Below are 17,389 nucleotides of genomic sequence, written 5' to 3'. Positions count from 1 at the left end.
AAACCCGTTTTTTTTAGAACAAGTAGTTTGGTTTGAGCAAGTAGGTTATGTACTGGGACATTCGTATCAACTTAACTCTGAAATTCTTAAGCAATCTCGTTTATAGCTGAGTCTAGAGCCCCCTAAATCCACGCCGCTTGCTTTACTGGGGGGGCCCCAAGACCGCAGCGGCTTCCCTTAAGAAGGGGGACTTTAACGATTTGCTGTCGCCCTTCTTAAGGGGAGGGGCAGGGGGATCGAGAAGACTGTGCAATCAAACAGCAGACTGATACTAAATTTGAGCTTAATTTGACACACTACTGGCGCTTTCAACCCAAACCAGCAAGAACAGGGGAAGGTATTGTTTCTAAGTATTTAGTTTTCACTCGCCACCCGTGGCGATCGGCGCAAGTCCTGCGATGGTAGTTTGAGGTTAATGATTTGAGATTTTGAACCTCTGTATCCGCCTCCAAAAATCGGGACGACCACAGATACCCGATCAATCTAAAATCTAAAATCTAAAATCTAAAATCGAGTAGGGCTTCCACAAATTCGTAACTAGAAAACGGGCGCAAGTCTTCGATGCTTTCCCCAACTCCAATAAAGCGGATTGGCAGACCAAGCTGCTGCACTACAGCTAGGGCAACACCACCTTTAGCAGAACCGTCGAGTTTTGTCAATACTACTCCGCTTAATTTTGCTGATTCTGCGAACACTTCTGCCTGTCGCAAACCATTTTGACCCAGTGTGGCATCCAAAACCAGTAGAGATTCTACGGTAGCGCCTGGGGCTTTCTTATCTACAATGCGACGGATTTTACTTAATTCGTCCATCAGATTTTTTTTGTTTTGCAGGCGGCCTGCGGTGTCTACGATCAGGAGTTCTGTGCCTCGGGCACCCGCAGCGGCGATCGCATCAAACACGACAGCAGCCGGATCGGTATTTTTCCCTGGGTTGGCAATAATTTCGACCCCACTGCGCGAACCCCAAACTTTTACCTGTTCGACGGCGGCGGCGCGGAAAGTGTCGGCGGCGGCAATTAGGGTTTTGTAGCCGGATTTTTGGGCAATATGGGCAAGTTTGCCGATCGTCGTAGTTTTGCCCGCACCGTTGACTCCTACGATTAACCAGATGTTAAAAGTGTCTTTTTCCGGGGCAAATGTCAGGCTGTAGGCGGGATTGCCGGCGGCGGTTTCGGCACAGGGAGCGTCGAGAATGTCGCGCAGGATGGTTTTCAGGTAGGCTAGAGCCTGTTCTGGGGGCAGCACTTCTTGTTTGAGCCTTTCTTGGAGGCGACTGATAATGATGTCGGTGGCTGCGACTCCGACATCGGCTTGCAGCAGTAAAGTCTCAATTTCGGCTACCGCGTCTTGATTGAGCGGGCCTTGACCGACGATCGCCTTTAGTCGATTAATTAAGCTGCGACGAGTTCTTTCTAAGCCTTTCCGCAGTTTTTGCAGCCAAGTGATTTCTTCGACGGATACTTGTTCTGGCCGGCGGCCTTGACTGGCTAAGATTTCTGATGACCACAGGAAGCCTTCGTCAAAGGCGAAACCGGGAATTTCTTCGATAATTGCCGCTCTCTCGGCGGCGGCTGCAATTACTTCTGGTTCTTCAAGGGCGGTTTCTTTGAGGCGTTCGATGCGCTCCATGCGATCGGCCTGAGCTCTGGCCCAAAACGGCAGGGCTTCGGCTGCTTCGCCCTCGGATGCGAGTGATTCGGTTTCTACAACCTCCGTTGCAGGTTCGGCAATTTCTATATTTTCTGCTGTAACTTCTAATTGTTGAGCAATAGGTGCAATGTCGATCGCCCCGGCTGTGGGTTGCAGAGTTTCTGCAATTTCTGCTGGCTTGGCTGCATCGAGTTCGATCGCCTCGGTTGCTTCAAGTGCGGCGGGTTCTGCAAATTCTGTAACTTCTGCAACAGTTGGTGTTGTGGGTGCTGGTTCAAGTTCGATCGGCTCGGTTGCTTCAATCGTCGCCGGTTCTGCAACTTCTGCAACTGTCGCGATTTCTGTTTCGGCTGCTGGAACCTGGGGCGCTGCTGTCTCGGAAACTTCTGTTTCGGGTTTTTGCTGTTTTTGAATATTTTTGTAAGCAGCTTTTGCCCAATTGAGATAATCTTCGGCTACAGCAGGAGAGCCTTGCTCTGTTGCATCTGCTTGAGGCTCAACCGATGCGGATTTTACCGACTCATCTTGCGGCTGTTCGGGGGTTGCCTCTGTTTCTGAAGATTTGCTTTCGCTGTACTGGCGACGAAACCAATTAAATACCATAGGAAATTGGGAATATAGTTATTAGTCCTTAGTTTAGAGCGGATTGCGAATTGCGGATTGCTCATGACTCTTGGTAAGGTGCACCGAAGAGCACCCTACAGACTCTTGACTGAGGACTAAGGACTACTGACTAACAACTTCTGCCTTGATTTTATCGACTACTCGGCGGAGGACTCCGTTGATGAAGCGATGTCCTTCGTCACCGCTGTAGCGTTTTGCCAGTTGGACGGCTTCGTTGACGCTGACTTGTTCGGGTAAGGCGAGATATAGCATTTCGGCGATCGCGATTCTCATGATATCTCGATCGATCCGGGGCAACCGTTCTATTTGCCAGTCTACAAGGGCTTCCGAGAGCAATTCATCAATTTGAACACGGTTGGCGCTGACTTTCGTCAGGATTTGCAAAGCATAGGTGCGGACATCTTGCTGGTTGGCTAGCTGGATCAGTTCTGGAAACTCCATTGCTGAACCGAGACGGTTGATTGCGGTTTGGGTGAGTTCGACTGCTTCCCGCACCATTGCTCTAGCACTTTGTATATCCGCAGCGCGGATTTCGCTAGCAAGCAGTTTGTCGCTACTCCGCTGCACTTCGGATGCTGCTGCTTCTAGGGCTTCTTGAACTTCTGTTGTCAGGGTACGGATGGCGGCGAGAAGAACATCTTGCAGTTTTTTGGCTTCTAAGAGTTCTGGATTCGCCGGCAGTTGGCTGATCCCGAGGAGCGCGAGTTCGCGTGCTGTTTCGCGGGCTTTTTTCATAATTTGTTAGATAGGAATTGGGACTTTAGGAATTTCGGAATTTTTGAGATTGCTAGGCGCTGGTTCAGAGCATAGACTTGGACTTTAACAGAAAAACTCGCAAAAAACCCGCCCTGAGTCACGATTGTTTCTGGGGAGGTTTTGGAGAGATATTATCTGTTATTGGGAAAGTAAAGTTTAGAGTTTCAAACCCGCTAAACCTTGCGAGCATCTGAGTTTTGCTTTTACAGGAGTGCGCGCGGCACGCCCGCTACATATATATATAGCGGGCGTCCCGCTCGCACTCCTAAAAAACGCTTTTTACTCTCATTGAGATGCTCTCTAAACCTGACCTACAGATTGATGTCTTCGTTTACTCTTCTTCGACTGGGACAGCCTGGTATCTTGATTCGGATACCAAGGGTTCGAGTGTTTTGCCCTTGATTTTTTCGGGGGTTACTGGAACTGAGTTGCTGGGGTTGACGATGCCGCCAGAGATGATGACTTTAAAGGCATCTTCGATCGACATTGACAAATTGACTAAATCTGCCTCCGGGACTATAGCGTACCATCCGGTAGTGGGGTTCGGAGTGGTGGGGATGAAAATGCCGATCGGGGTTTCACCCGAAAGGTGAGGTGGGATATCGTTACTCTCGATCGTACCGGTCACAAATGCTAACGTCCAGATTCCCCGCCGGGGATATTCCACTAACACCACGCGGCGAAATTTGTCGTTTGAGTTGAGGATGGTTCCCAGCAGTTGTTTGAGGGTTTTGTACACCGAACCGGCTAGGGGAATTGCCTGCAACAGCCGTTCGCCAAAGTCTAGCAGCCACTTGCCGAAAATGTTGCGGGCCATTAAACCGATGACTAAGATGCTCAGCAGGGGTACAGCCAGACCTACTAAAAGATTTAGCAGATTCACCAAAATCGGGTTGAGTCCGTCAAAAGGGTTGATCTGCTTGGGAATTTTGGTGAGAAAATTGATGACCCAATTGGCGACGGTAATTGTCAGCCAGATGGTGGTAGCTAAGGGTATCACTACCAATAGTCCTGCGATCAGGTCGTTTTTTAAGTCTTGTTTGATGCGTTGGAGCACGGCGGGTCAAATCTCCTCGTAACTGGTTGCCAATAACCTGAATAAAGCTGAGACTAAAGCAACTGCACGGGCTTTACTGGAAGTCACCATAGACGATCGTGTTCAATTCTGCTAAACCCTACCCTTTCTGAGGGGGAAGAGTTAGGGATCGCCGGTGCTGTACCTCTATTTTAAAGAATTATTGCAAGTTGGCGCTTGGTTTTAATATATGCAGGCTGTGCAGCAGCTCACCGTATTGTATATTTTAAGACACTTTGGGTCGGTTCAATCAATAAGCCGATCGGTCAGAGGCAGCCTGGGAGTGCAAGTTTAGCGAGTCCAGAGAAAATTTTCTGTTATTTGTATAGGAAATTAATTGGTCGATCGAGCTTTCTCAGATTTTCGGCTGGGTGGCACTTCGTTGTACCGAATTCAGGGGAATCTATCCAGGTTGAGTGCAGTGTCTATCCAACAACCTATCTTTGGATAGATGCACTATGACATTTTTTGGTATAAAATTTTTTCTTCTTGAAGACAGACAGCGATCGACAAGGCAACAGTTGCCTACCCTGCAAGTGTTGCATATTAGGCAAATCCGACAAAAAGTAAAGCAGACAGACCAGCAACTTTGACTTTTTTTGACACGATCGATCTATATTCAGGAAATAAGGGCACAATTCAAGCGAATTCGAGTTTGAGAGCAGCGGCAAAGCAATATAGCATTAACTCGGGCATCACTACAAAAAAAAGAATCTGCCAAACGAGGTAGCAGTAGTTAGTAGCAAGCGAGATAAATTACTACATAGCTAGTTGTTTCTAGCCAGAAGCGCGGAACTATTGGTTCAACAGCGTATAGCTAAACTGCTGCATAGAAGCAAAACTCCAGCGGTGCCGATTCCTTGGAAGCAGACGAAACTTAAGGAAAAACAAGCGTACTAGCCAATTAAGTCAGAGCCGGGATTCACCTCGCGGCAAGCAGCAATAGACTTGATTAGAAGTTAGGATTCAGATATGAATGCTCAACTAATGAAACCAATTGATTTTTACATTTTTTTATGCGATTCAAAATGCAATAATTTTTTGGGCTTCACTTAAAGCCGCAGCCTGATAAAATTTTGTATCCGATAATTAATATTTAAGTAAAAGGAATTTTTGTGAAAACGCTTAGTATCCTCTTAGTAGAAGACAGTCCCCTAGATGCCGAACTGATCGAGGCATATCTAAAGGATGGCGGGCTCGAATTTTCTCTGGTGTGTGTGGAAAATCGAGAAGACTTTGCCGCGGCGCTGGAAAAACAACGTTTTGACATTATTTTGGCAGATTATATGCTGCCTGGTTTTAACGGGATAGCTGCACTGGAAATCGCCCACACTAATTGTCCGGGAGTGCCGTTTATTTTTGTTTCGGCTACTTTGGGCGAGGAAGTGGCGATCGAAACTTTGAAAAGCGGCGCTACTGATTATGTTCTCAAACGCCGTTTGATACGCCTAGTGCCGTCGATTCAGCGGGCCCTGCGGGAAGTTCAAGAACGGAACGAGCGCAAGCAAGCCGAAGCACAGCAGCAGGAGAGCGAAGCTCGATTTCGGATTATGGCAGATACCGCGCCGGTGATGATTTGGATGTCGGACACTGACCAACTTGGCGATTACTTTAACAAAGTTTGGTTGGAGTTTACCGGTAGAACTTTGGCGCAAGAAATGGGCACGGGTTGGATGGAAAACTTGCACCCAGATGACTTGCCAGAATCTCTGGATATTTACCAAAAAGCCTTCAAAGCTGGCAGCGAGTACCGGCTCGAATGCCGCCTGAGACGCTATGACGGCGAATACCGCTGGGTTTTGGGTACAGGCGTACCCCGGTACAGGCCCGATCGCACTTTTGCAGGTTACATCGGTTCTTACATCGATATTAGCGAACGAAAACAGGCAGAACAAGAACGCGCTGCAGCTTTGTCCCGCGAAAAAGCAGCGAGGTTGCAAGCAGAAGAAACTGCTAAAGCGCTGCAATTGGCAAACGATCAAATTACTAACATTCTCGAAAGCATTACCGATGCTTTTATCGCTGTTGACTTAAATTGGAACTATACCTATGTCAACCACCAAGCTATTGAGCTGTTAGGCAGACCAAAAGCCGAACTGATGGGTAAAAATTTTTGGGATATATTTCCCTGGGCGGTCGATTTACCGTTTTACAAAATGGCTACCAAAGCATTAGCAGAAAAAGTAACAAACGAGTATGAGGGATTCGTACCGTTATGGAATAAGTGGTTGAAGATGCGTTTTTATCCTTCCGATTCGGGTTTGTCGGCTTACATCCAAGACGTTACCGATCGCAAGCAAACAGAAGCTGCACTCCAAGCTAGCGAAGAAAAGTTGAGAATGTTAGCAGAAGCTAACTTAATAGGAATTATCTTCGGGGATGTAAACGGCGGTATCCTCGATGCCAACGATGAATTTTTGCGGATAGTTGGTTACACGCGGGAACACTTGCAGCGCGGGGAATTAAACTCGATTGACATCACGCCGCCGGAGTACCAGTCTCTCGACAAGAAAGGGATGGCAGAGGCACAAGCAACGGGGGCTTGCACTCCCTACGAAAAGGAATTCTGGAGGAGAGACGGCAGCCGGATTCCGGTGTTGATCGGATATGTTTTGCTGGCACAAAAGCGGCAAGAATCTGTGGCTTTTATTCTCGACTTGACGGTTGGCAAGCAGTTGGAAAGAGAACTGGAGGATCGAGCTCAGGAATTGGCGCGGGCGAACCGGATTAAAGACGAGTTTCTAGGAACTTTGTCCCACGAATTGCGGACGCCGCTGAATGCGATGCTGGGATGGGCGCAACTGCTGCGAAACCGCAAGTTTGACGAAAAAACGACTGTTCGGGCTCTGGAAACGATCGACCGCAATACACGCTCGCTGGCAACTCTGATCGAGGATTTGCTAGACGTGTCCCAGATTATTAGCGGGAAACTGTCGCTGAATTTGCGGTGGGTGGATGTGATTTCGACTGTTGAGGCTGCGATCGATACTCTCGCGCCCGCGATTGCGGCCAAAAATATTGAAATTGTGACGGATTTCGACCCAACTACCGGGCGGATTTTTGCCGATTCGGGCCGGTTGCAGCAGGTAGCCTGGAATTTGCTGTCGAATGCGATTAAGTTTACTCCCGATGGCGGACAGGTGAAGGTGGGGGTGCGAAAGATGCAGGGGACTTTGGCCCCTGAGGAATCCGCTTGCTGTAAAAAATTGTCGCCCGCTACTGTGGAAATTGAGGTTAGCGACACGGGAAAAGGGATTTCAGAAGAGTTTTTGCCGCACGTTTTCGAGCGGTTCAGCCAAGCTGACAGCTCTACAAGGCGATCGTACAACGGATTGGGTTTGGGTTTGGCTCTAGTGCGGCATTTTGTGGAAATGCACGGGGGGACGGTGCAAGCCGAATCGGCAGGGAAGGGAAAAGGGTCGAGGTTTTTAGTGAGATTGCCAATTCAACAGCTTCCTGGCGACGGCGGATTTTCTGTTGCCGGAATCGGGGAGTTGGCGATTCCTCCCAGCAAGGCGCGAGCCCCTGTAAAGGAGTCTTTTGTCAACAGCAATCTTTCTGGAGTGCGGGTATTGGTGGTCGATATCGACGTGGATTCCCTGGATTTTGCCTCTACCGTGCTCGAAGATTGCGGGGCCCAGGTGGAGACTGCTAGCTCTGGAAAGGGTGCGTTGGAGGCGATTGAAAGGCTGAATCCGGATGTGTTGGCGATCGATATCGGGATACAGGCCCTTGACGGAGAGGCTCTGCTGCAACAAGTGCGATCGCGGATGGTGGACAGGGAAATTCCGGCGTTGGCGTTCACGGTGGTTGGTAGGGTAGAGGAACGCATACGGGCACTGCAGCAAGGTTTTCAAATTTACGTGCCCAAGCCGATCGAGCCTGCTGAGTTGGTGGCGGTGGTGGCAAGTTTGGTGGGGCGATCGAACGATTTTAGATTTTAGATTTTAGATTTTAGATTGACTCCGCGAGGACGGAAATCCTAACTACAAACCAATTTTCTTGCATTCGAGCGATCGGATAATAGTTCTTAGGACTAAGGCCAACTGGTAGATTAAACAAAAATATGTAGTTGCGGTTGTGCGCTCTTAGCTGAGGAAAGAGCGTACAGGCGCAACTACATACTTAAAATTTAAGCTTTATTTGTGACAGTTGCCCTTAGTCCTAATCCTGCCGAAAAACTTTTTTTATTATGAATTAGACTTAGAAATAATTTGTCAAGTCCCAAAAGTTATAAATTTAAGTGGGAGCACAGTGTGTAGTTTTTGATACTGAGAACAGTTTCTCAAAAGAATGCAACTGTAGAAAAGTTCCAAACCCTGATAATTATCAGTAGTCCGACTTTTAAAATCTAAAATCTAGAATCTAAAATCTAAAATCTAAAATTGTATGAGATTCAGGGACGATCGCCCTTAACAGTCTCTCCTCAAATATCAAGTTCAGCAATTAGCTGCTTAATTAAGCATGAATTTTAGTTACAGTTAACCTAATTTGTCATACCCCAAAAGTTATAAATTTAATTTAAGTCAAAGTTTTTAGCTTTTGATCCGAGGCGCAGGGACGATCGCCCCTAACACTATTTCCTTAAATATCAAGTTTACCAACGAGATGCTTAATTAGAGAAATATTCGGTCGGCACAAACGCTTCTAACACTCCTCTATTGCCCGCCGTGCAAGGATTTTTGGGTTCTTGGATGTGGACTGGTCGCCCGCTTTCCACTAGCGACGGCTAGATACCAATTGCACCCTGCCGGCATCCATTTCATCCATTAATAACTCTAAAGCCTCATAATCAATATCCGAGATGTACCCCAAACGGGTAAGCTCGTAGTTGATTTCGTTTTCAATGTCAGGCGTCAACTGCTTAATGTAGAGGGCTTTTTCTACAAGTTGACGGATAGCATGAGTTGCTTGCATAGTAAGTCGGAGAACTCCGTACATTTTAATTTTCCTCTGAAGTGTCGAGCAAACAGGTGATCTAGATCAGAACTAACAAGTGATTTTAATTACATTGTTTAGTTTTATTGAACAGCTAGGGCAAAGTCGATCGCAATTTTTAGAGTTAGCAAGACTAAAGCGGCTGGCCTAAATAAAAAATAGTATAGTAGCTTACGTTTCCTCCCCAAATCTTACGCAAAATTTCATAAAAAAGAGGCAATAAATAAAGATTCAGTAAAACTACTCACCAAAACTGGTCATTTTGCCTCAGATTAAGTTAGGCTCAGGGTAATCAAGTAGGTTTAGGCTTACATCCGTTTAGCACAGTAGTTGAAAATACGTAGCAATCATAGGTTTGACATATGCAGACACTTCTTGCCCATAAACCAATTACGGTGATTCGACCCCTAGACTACCTGAATGCAGCCACCTGCGGAGAATTCGGACGGCAACTAACGACAGCAATTTCAGCCCCCGGAGTGGTAGCGGTACTCGTAGATTTGGGCGCAGTAACATTTATTGACAGTGCCGGTTTGATGGCATTGGTTTCAGGCCTCAAGCAGGCGAAAAAAATGGGCCGCAGGTTTAGTCTGTGCTCGGTATCCCCCGGGATTAGGATGGTTCTGGAACTCAGCCAACTCGATCGAGTTTTTGAAATATTTGAAAATGTCGATAGCTTTGATGCCGAAAACTCCTGCGTAAAACAACACTGATAGAGCCTCCTAGGCCAGGAGAACAGGCAACAAAACACAGCACATTCGGTTAAATGCCCGAAAAGACAGACGGCTGTCGTTGGCGTGTTGGCAGATTTTAAGGTAGGCTGCTTAAGAGTCGCAAATATTTAGCGAGTCGAGCCGTGGCAGTAAAAGTCGAAGAATTACTTACAGCAGACATTAATCAGCCTGCTCGTTATCTGGGAAACGAATTGGGGGCTACGCACAAGCCTTGGGACGAAGCGTTGGTGCGCTGGGTTCTCACTTACCCAGAAGTTTATGAAGTTGGTGCTTCCAATCTGGGGCACATCATCCTTTACAACATTTTGAACGCAGGGCCAAGACAGTTGTGCGATCGGGCTTATTTGCCCGCCCCTGACTTGGCAGCAAAACTGCGATCGACCCAAACTCCGCTGTTTGCCGTAGAATCGAGGCGATCGCTCACAGAATTTGATATTCTGGGCTTCAGCCTCAGCTACGAACTCGGAGCCACAAACATTCTGGAAATGCTGGATTTAGCCGGCATTCCCCTAACTTGGCAAGAAAGAGCGACTAATCGCCAAAACGGTCAAATGCCGCTGATTTTTGCTGGCGGGCAAACGGCAACTTCCAATCCTGAACCCTACGCGGACTTTTTTGACTTCATCGCTTTGGGAGATGGAGAAGAATTGCTGCCAGAAATTGGCTTGATTTTGGCAGAAGGCAAAACAAATAATTTGAGCCGAGAAGCATTGCTGCTGGATTTAGCGCAAATTCCCGGCGTCTACGTCCCGCAATTCTACGATATGGCGGCCGACGGTTCTGTTCATCCCAACCGCCCCCAAGTTCCAGAACGAATTCTGCGCCGCGTGGCAACTCCCATACCAGCTTATTCGATCGGCCTGGTTCCCTACGTCCAGACAGTACACGACAGACTGACAGTAGAAATCCGCCGGGGGTGCACCCGCGGGTGTCGCTTCTGTCAGCCGGGAATGCTGACTCGCCCCGCGCGCGATGTCGAACCGCAGCAAGTCGTAGAGGCGATCGAACAGGGGATGCAAGCGACCGGGCACAGCGAGTTTTCCCTGCTTTCCCTCAGTTGTTCCGACTATCTGGCACTCCCAGCAGTCGGGATGGAAATCAAAAATCGCCTGAAAGATAAAAATATTTCTCTGTCTCTACCCAGCCAGCGGGTTGACCGATTTGACGATAATATTGCCGACATTCTCGGCGGTACGCGACAAGGCGGTTTGACTTTTGCGCCGGAAGCTGGTACTCAGCGGATGCGCGACATCGTTAACAAAGGTTTGACCAACGAAGAATTGCTTCGGGGTGTCAAAACTGCGGTCGATCGCGGCTGGGATAAAATCAAGCTGTATTTTATGATCGGTTTGCCCGGAGAAACCGATGAAGATGTTGTGGGCATCGCCGAAACAGTCCGCTGGCTGCACAGGGAATGCAGGCTCGATGGCCGCCGGGGACTGATTTTTAACTTGACAATTTCTAATTTTACGCCTAAGCCTCACACTCCTTTTCAGTGGCACTCGGTTTCTACTGCTGAGTTTTCCCGCAAGCAAAAACTCCTGAAGGGAGAATTTCGCGGGATGCGGGGCGTCAAGGTGAATTACACTGATGTGCGGATTTCGGCAATGGAGGATTTTGTCGGACGGGGCGATCGACGTTTGGCTGCTGTAGTCCGCCGCGCTTGGGAACTTGGCGCGGGTATGGATGCGTGGTGGGAAAGCTTGGATCAGGCTTACAAAGCTTGGACTCAGGCGATCGATGAATCGGGCCTTACCTGGAAATACCGCCAAGTCGAAAGCGGCGAGTGGAATCTTTTTGAGAAGGAAGAGGAGAAGGAAGAAGGAAGTTCGGCAACGGATTCTGTAACGGATGTAACGGATGTAACGGATGTAACGGATGTCAGTCCGATGGAAGTCGGAAGAAGGGAGAAGGAAGAAGGAAGAGGGAAGAAGGAAGAAGGAAGAGAAATTAAGGAAGATTTTTTCACTTCTGGCCCTCTCCCCCTCTCCCCCTCCCCCTCTCTTTCTCTCGATCAGGCCCTGCCTTGGGATCACTTAGATACGGGGATCGACAAAAACTGGCTGAAAATTGACTTGCAAAAGGCTTTAGAAGCAGCGACGGTTCCTGACTGTTCCTTTGAAGGCTGTTCGCGCTGCGGGGTGTGTGGCACCGATTTCGGACACAATGTGGTTGTGGATGCGCTGCCAATTCCTGAGTTTGCCGGGGAGTTTGTTCCGAATACGGAGCGGAAACAGCGTTTGCGGGTTTGGTTCGGGAAGGTGGGCGATATGGCTTTGGTTGGTCATTTGGATTTGATCCGCTTGTTCGATCGAGTAGTCCGCAGAGCCGATTTGCCGATTTCGTTTACGGGCGGGTTTCACCCAAACCCTCGGATTTCTCTGGCAAATGCTCTGCCTCTGGGTGTTACCAGCACTGGGGAAATTGCCGACTTTGAGCTCACTGAGTCGATCGATATTGAGAGTTTTCGGGAAAAGTTGGCCGCTAAGCTGCCGGAAAATATTCCGATTTACAAGGTTGAGTCGATCGATCTCAAGGCTCCTTCTGCTAACCAGTTGTTAGAAGCAGCGGAGTACGTAATTACTGTGGCCTCCGCAGGCTCGTTGACAGAAAATGGCGAATTAGACCGGGAAAATGCTGCTCCTGTCTCCGTGGCTCCTGATGCCAACTGGGAAGCTTGGGTCAAGACGATCGCCGAAACCGAGGCTTTTTGGCGGGTGCATACTACTAAGTCGGGAAAGACGCAGAATGTCAATTTGCGCGAAAGGCTGCACAAACTAGAACTTGTAGAGCAGAAACCAGACAGCAGCACAAGAGCCTCTGGTGCTACATCCGAAGGTAGAGCAGTCTTGCGCTTTACCGGGAGTTGTCGCAGCGATGGCAACTTGCTAAAGCCAGAACATATTGTTTTCATGCTCGAACAAGTCAGCCAGCAGGAAATTCAGCTTCTGCAGGTTGAGCGTAGTCAGCTAATCCTGGGTTATGGTTAAGATAGGGAAGCCGTGGTGGAATATTTCACCTTCGGCTCTCGATCGGGATGTGTCGTTTCACGCTATAATCGCTTGTTATGGAAGCCGCGGCGGCTCGAGCGCTTTAGTCGCTCGCCGCCCTCGTCAACCAGCAACGCGGGCTGGGTGCAAATTGCTTCTGTTCAAGACTTCAAGCCTTTTTGTTGTACATTCACGGGCTAAATCTAGCGCTAAACCCGCAGGAGCGGGGTCTGAACCAAATTTAGCGATTAATTTCGATCGATCGACTGGTTGTCGGTGGTCGGCTTATTCAAAAATCTCACGGTTCAAACCGCAGAGCGGGTATTCAACAATAGATGTTTTTGACGGGTCAAAAAACGGAGATAAGTCCCCGACTTAAGTCGTGGAGAACCAAAAGTTTGAGATTTTAGATTAAAGTTCCAGCTCCCAGATTTATCTGTGGAGTAAATCTAAAATCTCAAACCTAAAATCTAAAATCGACTGACCCGTCAAAAAACGGAGATAAGCCCCCGACTTAAGTCGTGCAGAACCAAAAATTTTAGATTTTATACTTTAGTTCAATCTCCCAGATTCATCTGTGGAGTAAATCTAAAATCTAAAATCTAAAATTTAACATCTAAAATCGACTGACCCGTCAAAAAACGGAAATAAGCCCCCGACTTAATTCGTGCAGAACCAAAAATTTTAGATTTTAGACTCTAGTTCAATCTCCGAGATTCATCTGTAGAGTAAATCTAAAATTTAAAATCTAAAATCGACTGACCCGTCAAAAAACGGAGATAAGCCCCCGACTTAATTCGTGGAGAACCAAAATTTTAGATTTTAGACTAAATTTCAATCTCCGAGATTCATCTGTGGAGTAAATCTAAAATCTAAAATCTAAAATCTAAAATCGACTGACGAGGTTTTAGGCTTGGCAGGGGCGGAGGTTGCAGTCGAATGCCAAGCTGGGGTATGTTGAGTGCGATGGCACAAGAATTCAACAAAAGTCTAGGCGCTTTCACTCCTACCTACTTTCGCTCAAAACCAGCCCTCTACCACCACGCAAGCGGAGTTATCAGTTCGTAGTGTTAAGTTGTGTGTTAAGAAATTGGTACGGTGTCAATGAATTTATTCGCTGAGTTCAAAGGAAGAGTTGTAAGTGTTGAATTTTGAGTATTGATTTCGCAATTCTCAACTCAAATCTCAATATTGCTAACTCGATAAAAGCCTCCTTATTTCAATCTCTCAGATTTATCTGCTGAGCATAACTCATAACTCTGTAAGGGCGGGTTTAACTACTTTATCTGTAACAGTTAACAGTGAACAGTCAACAGTTAACAGTGAACGGTCAACAGTTAAATTTTCTTCCACCCTGCACCAACTCACAGCTAATAACTCTTCAAGCCACTACTAATTACAGTGAAAGTCAGAGGCACTATGAGTGCGTAAGTGTCTCTAACTTGCTGCCAGTTTTGTGAGGAAATTGAATGACAAAGCAGATAGTTATAGCAGAGCAGCATCGCATTGCTGCCGTCTTTTCAGAAGATCAAATCCAAGAACTTGTGGTAGCCACAGGCAGCCACCAAGTCAGTGACATTTACTTGGGAATTGTTGAAAATGTACTTCCTGGGATAGATGCGGCATTCGTCAATATTGGCGATCCAGAACGTAACGGGTTTATGCACGTCACAGACCTCGGCCCGCTGCGCCTTAAACGCTCGGCAGGAGCAATTACAGAACTCCTGACCCCCCAGCAGAAAGTGGTGGTACAGGTAATGAAAGAACCGACGGGCAGCAAAGGCCCCCGGCTGACAGGCAACATTACCCTGCCGGGCCGCTATTTGGTATTGATGCCCTACGGCAGGGGAGTCAATCTCTCGCGGCGGATCAAGTCGGAAGCGGAGCGCAACCGCCTCAGAGCCCTGGCTATTTTGGTGAAACCAGCCGGGATGGGGCTGCTGGTACGCACTGAAGCTGAAGGGATGACGGAAGAAGCGATCATGGAAGATTTGGAAGTCCTCCAGAAACAGTGGGAAGCCGTTCAACTCGAAGGCGGTACTTCGCGGGCGCCGGCACTGCTCAACCGGGATGACGATTTTATCCAGCGGGTGCTGCGAGATATGTTCAGCGGTGACGTGAATCGGATTGTGGTGGACTCGCAAAATGGAATTAAGCGGGTGAAGCAGCAGTTGATGAGCTGGAACGGCGGTAAACTTCCTGCGGGAGTTTTGATCGACCACCACCGAGAGCGCGCCTCGATTTTAGAATTTTTCCGGGTTAACGCTGCGATTCGAGAAGCCCTCAGACCGAGGGTGGATTTGCCTTCGGGCGGTTATGTGATTATCGAGCCGACTGAGGCGCTGACGGTGATCGATGTCAACTCTGGCTCGTTTACTCGATCGGCGACGGCTCGGGAAACGGTACTCTGGACAAATTGCGAAGCAGCAACGGAAATTGCTAGACAACTGCGGTTACGCAATATTGCCGGGGTGATTATTGTTGACTTTATTGACATGGAATCCCGCCGCGATCAGTTGCAGGTGCTGGAACATTTCAATAAAGCTCTCAAAGCTGACAAAGCTCGGCCGCAAATCGCTCAACTGTCGGAATTGGGGCTGGTAGAACTGACCCGCAAGCGCCAAGGTCAAAATATTTACGAGTTGTTCGGCCACAGTTGCCCTACTTGCAGCGGGCTCGGTCATCTGGTGCAACTCCCCGGAGAAGAAGACTTCGCCGCAGCGGTGCGGGAATCGGCCGATCGCACTGTTGCTACCTCGAACCGCGTTTTGTTGAATTTGCCAGAAGGATTGGAACGCCGCAGCTTGACGCCTGTGGCGGCTGCAACTCCTGCCCCGGTGCGGGAAGAACGCCCCCCCGAACCTGCTCGGGCTGCTTGGGAACCTCAGAGCGAAAGTGTGGATTTTGAGACCGGCAGCAATGCCTCGCCTTTGGACTTGCTCAACCATCCCAGCTATCAGGATTTGGGGAACGGAACCAGACGCCGCCGCCGCCGCCGGATTGGCGAAGAGCCTTTTGCTCTCCCGGCGGAGGAGGAACCGGTACGCAGCAAGTTGCGGCTGCCGAATACTTCGAGCGCGCCCGTCGCGGATACGCGCTCTGAGTATCTGGCACCCCCCGGCATCCGGGCCGCGTCGGAGGGCTTCGGGCTGGTGAATATGGCGACTGTGGGCAGGCGCGAGGATTTCGATCGCGTGCGTCCGGCTAAGTCTGAGTTGATGAAGCCGATGGTGGAGCCTCCAGAGGTGATTTCGGTGGAAATGACGCCAGAGGAGCAGGATGTTTATGCTCTGATGGGGGTTTCTCCTTTGGTGCTTACCGATCGCAGCGTGAAAAATCCTAAGAATGCGATCGTTTCGGTAACTCTCCCGGGAGCGGCCCCGAACAAGCCACCTTTCGAGCAGCTCGAATTTGAATTTGAAGCGGCGGCGCCTGCAGAGAATGTTGAGGAACGGGATTATTATCCAGAAAGATCGGTAGTTGAGCCTGTTTTTTCTGAGGATGATGATAATGATGAGGCCCAAATTTATGGCGAGAGTTCGATCGACGAAACTGATGATTTTGATCGGATTGAGGAACCCAGCGATGTGATGGGCGAATCCTATGAGCCGATCGAACTCAATGAACCGATCGAATCCCATGAGCCGATCGAATCTTATGAGCCGATCGAATCTTATGAGCCGATCGAATCCCATGAGCCGATCGAACTCAATGAGCCGATCGAACCCAGCCAACCCAGCGAACCCAGCGAACCGGAGGAGCCTGCTATCAACCGTCGCCGCCGCCGCCGCTCGTCAGCCGTTGTGGATGAGTGATATGAAGTCAGAGGGAAGAGGGAAGAAGTCAGAGGGAAGAGGGAAGAAGGAAGAAGTAGAAATTTTTACTCTCTTCCCATCTTTCCATCTTCCCCTTTCCCCCTCTCCCTCGAACGCTCTAGTAATTGCGGGTGTGGATGAAGTCGGACGAGGCGCTTTGTTCGGGCCGGTGGTGGCTGCTGCCTGCATTTTGCCCGACGAAGTTCTCGATGAATTAGCAAGTTGCGGGGTGCGCGACAGCAAGCAGTTGAGTGCCGCAGCCCGGAGTCGGTTAGCCGTAAAAATCCGGGCTGTGGCGGTTGACTGTCAAATTGGTGTGGCTTCGGTGCCAGAGATCGATCGCCTCAATATTTTGCAGGCTTCTTTGTTGGCGATGAAACGGGCGATTTTGAAGTTGAAGGTGACGCCGGATTTGTGTTTGGTTGATGGGAATCAAAGAATTCCCAATTTGGCGATCGAGCAAGAGACGATGATTAAGGGTGATGCGCGATCGATTCAGATTGCTGCTGCTAGTATTGTGGCGAAAGTTTGGCGCGATGAATTAATAGTACGTTTGGCTGTTAAGTTTCCTGAATATGACTTGACAAACAACAAAGGATATGGTACAGCTAAACATAAATTGGGGTTGGAACGTTACGGGCGATCGGCTTTTCACCGACAATCTTTTAGTCCCTGTCGAAGATAGCTAGTTGTAGTCAATAATACAAGTCAGGTTAAATAGACATAATTCCGCTGGAAAAAAGCGACTGTTCAAGAGGGTGCAGGTTACCATACCTTACATAAAAATTAACATTCTCAAAATCAC

The 17,389-nt window shown here is 48.6% G+C and carries 9 protein-coding genes; 5 read left to right on the top strand and 4 right to left on the bottom strand.

Annotated features, from left to right (window positions below; genetic code table 11):
- Nucleotides 1-497: 497 nt before the first annotated feature.
- From ftsY to QUA47_RS18095, 3 genes are all read right to left on the bottom strand, one after another.
- Nucleotides 498-2,255, bottom strand: a complete 1,758-nt coding sequence (gene ftsY / locus QUA47_RS18105; RefSeq protein WP_333431734.1) for a signal recognition particle-docking protein FtsY — start codon at nt 2,253-2,255, stop codon at nt 498-500.
- Between the two features lie 123 nt (nt 2,256-2,378).
- Entirely contained in the window at nt 2,379-3,011 is a 633-nt protein-coding gene (gene nusB / locus QUA47_RS18100) for a transcription antitermination factor NusB (protein WP_333288569.1), read from the bottom strand.
- Nucleotides 3,012-3,363: 352 nt separating this feature from the next.
- Nucleotides 3,364-4,089: a DUF502 domain-containing protein gene (locus QUA47_RS18095; protein ID WP_333217617.1), complete on the bottom strand. Its 726-nt coding sequence runs from the start codon at nt 4,087-4,089 to the stop codon at nt 3,364-3,366.
- 1,133 nt (nt 4,090-5,222) lie between these two features.
- Here QUA47_RS18095 and QUA47_RS18090 point away from each other — a divergent pair.
- On the top strand, nt 5,223-8,051 hold the full coding sequence (locus QUA47_RS18090; protein ID WP_333431733.1) for a PAS domain S-box protein: 2,829 nt from the start codon (nt 5,223-5,225) through the stop codon (nt 8,049-8,051).
- Between the two features lie 775 nt (nt 8,052-8,826).
- Here the strand turns inward: QUA47_RS18090 and QUA47_RS18085 are convergent.
- On the bottom strand, nt 8,827-9,024 hold the full coding sequence (locus QUA47_RS18085) for a hypothetical protein (RefSeq protein WP_015176637.1): 198 nt from the start codon (nt 9,022-9,024) through the stop codon (nt 8,827-8,829).
- A 383-nt stretch (nt 9,025-9,407) separates the two neighbouring features.
- Here QUA47_RS18085 and QUA47_RS18080 point away from each other — a divergent pair, with 383 nt between their 5' ends.
- The 4 genes from QUA47_RS18080 (at nt 9,408) to QUA47_RS18065 (ending at nt 17,269) form a co-directional block, all read left to right on the top strand.
- Entirely contained in the window at nt 9,408-9,758 is a 351-nt protein-coding gene (locus tag QUA47_RS18080; RefSeq protein WP_333431732.1) for an STAS domain-containing protein, read from the top strand.
- Between the two features lie 143 nt (nt 9,759-9,901).
- The gene (locus QUA47_RS18075) at nt 9,902-12,769 is read left to right on the top strand and encodes a TIGR03960 family B12-binding radical SAM protein (RefSeq protein ID WP_333431731.1); all 2,868 of its coding nucleotides are present in this window, start codon (nt 9,902-9,904) and stop codon (nt 12,767-12,769) included.
- A gap of 1,469 nt (nt 12,770-14,238) precedes the next feature.
- Entirely contained in the window at nt 14,239-16,584 is a 2,346-nt protein-coding gene (locus QUA47_RS18070) for an Rne/Rng family ribonuclease (protein WP_333431730.1), read from the top strand.
- A gap of 1 nt (nt 16,585) precedes the next feature.
- Nucleotides 16,586-17,269, top strand: coding sequence for a ribonuclease HII (locus tag QUA47_RS18065; protein ID WP_333431729.1), 684 nt, complete (start codon nt 16,586-16,588; stop codon nt 17,267-17,269).
- The last annotated feature ends 120 nt before the right edge of the window (nt 17,270-17,389 follow it).

This window comes from Microcoleus sp. MON2_D5 (genome assembly GCF_036701905.1).
Classification (GTDB): Bacteria; Cyanobacteriota; Cyanobacteriia; order Cyanobacteriales; family Microcoleaceae; genus Microcoleus.
Note: the sequence above shows the minus strand (reverse complement) of the source record. Positions and strands in the feature narration are given on the sequence as shown.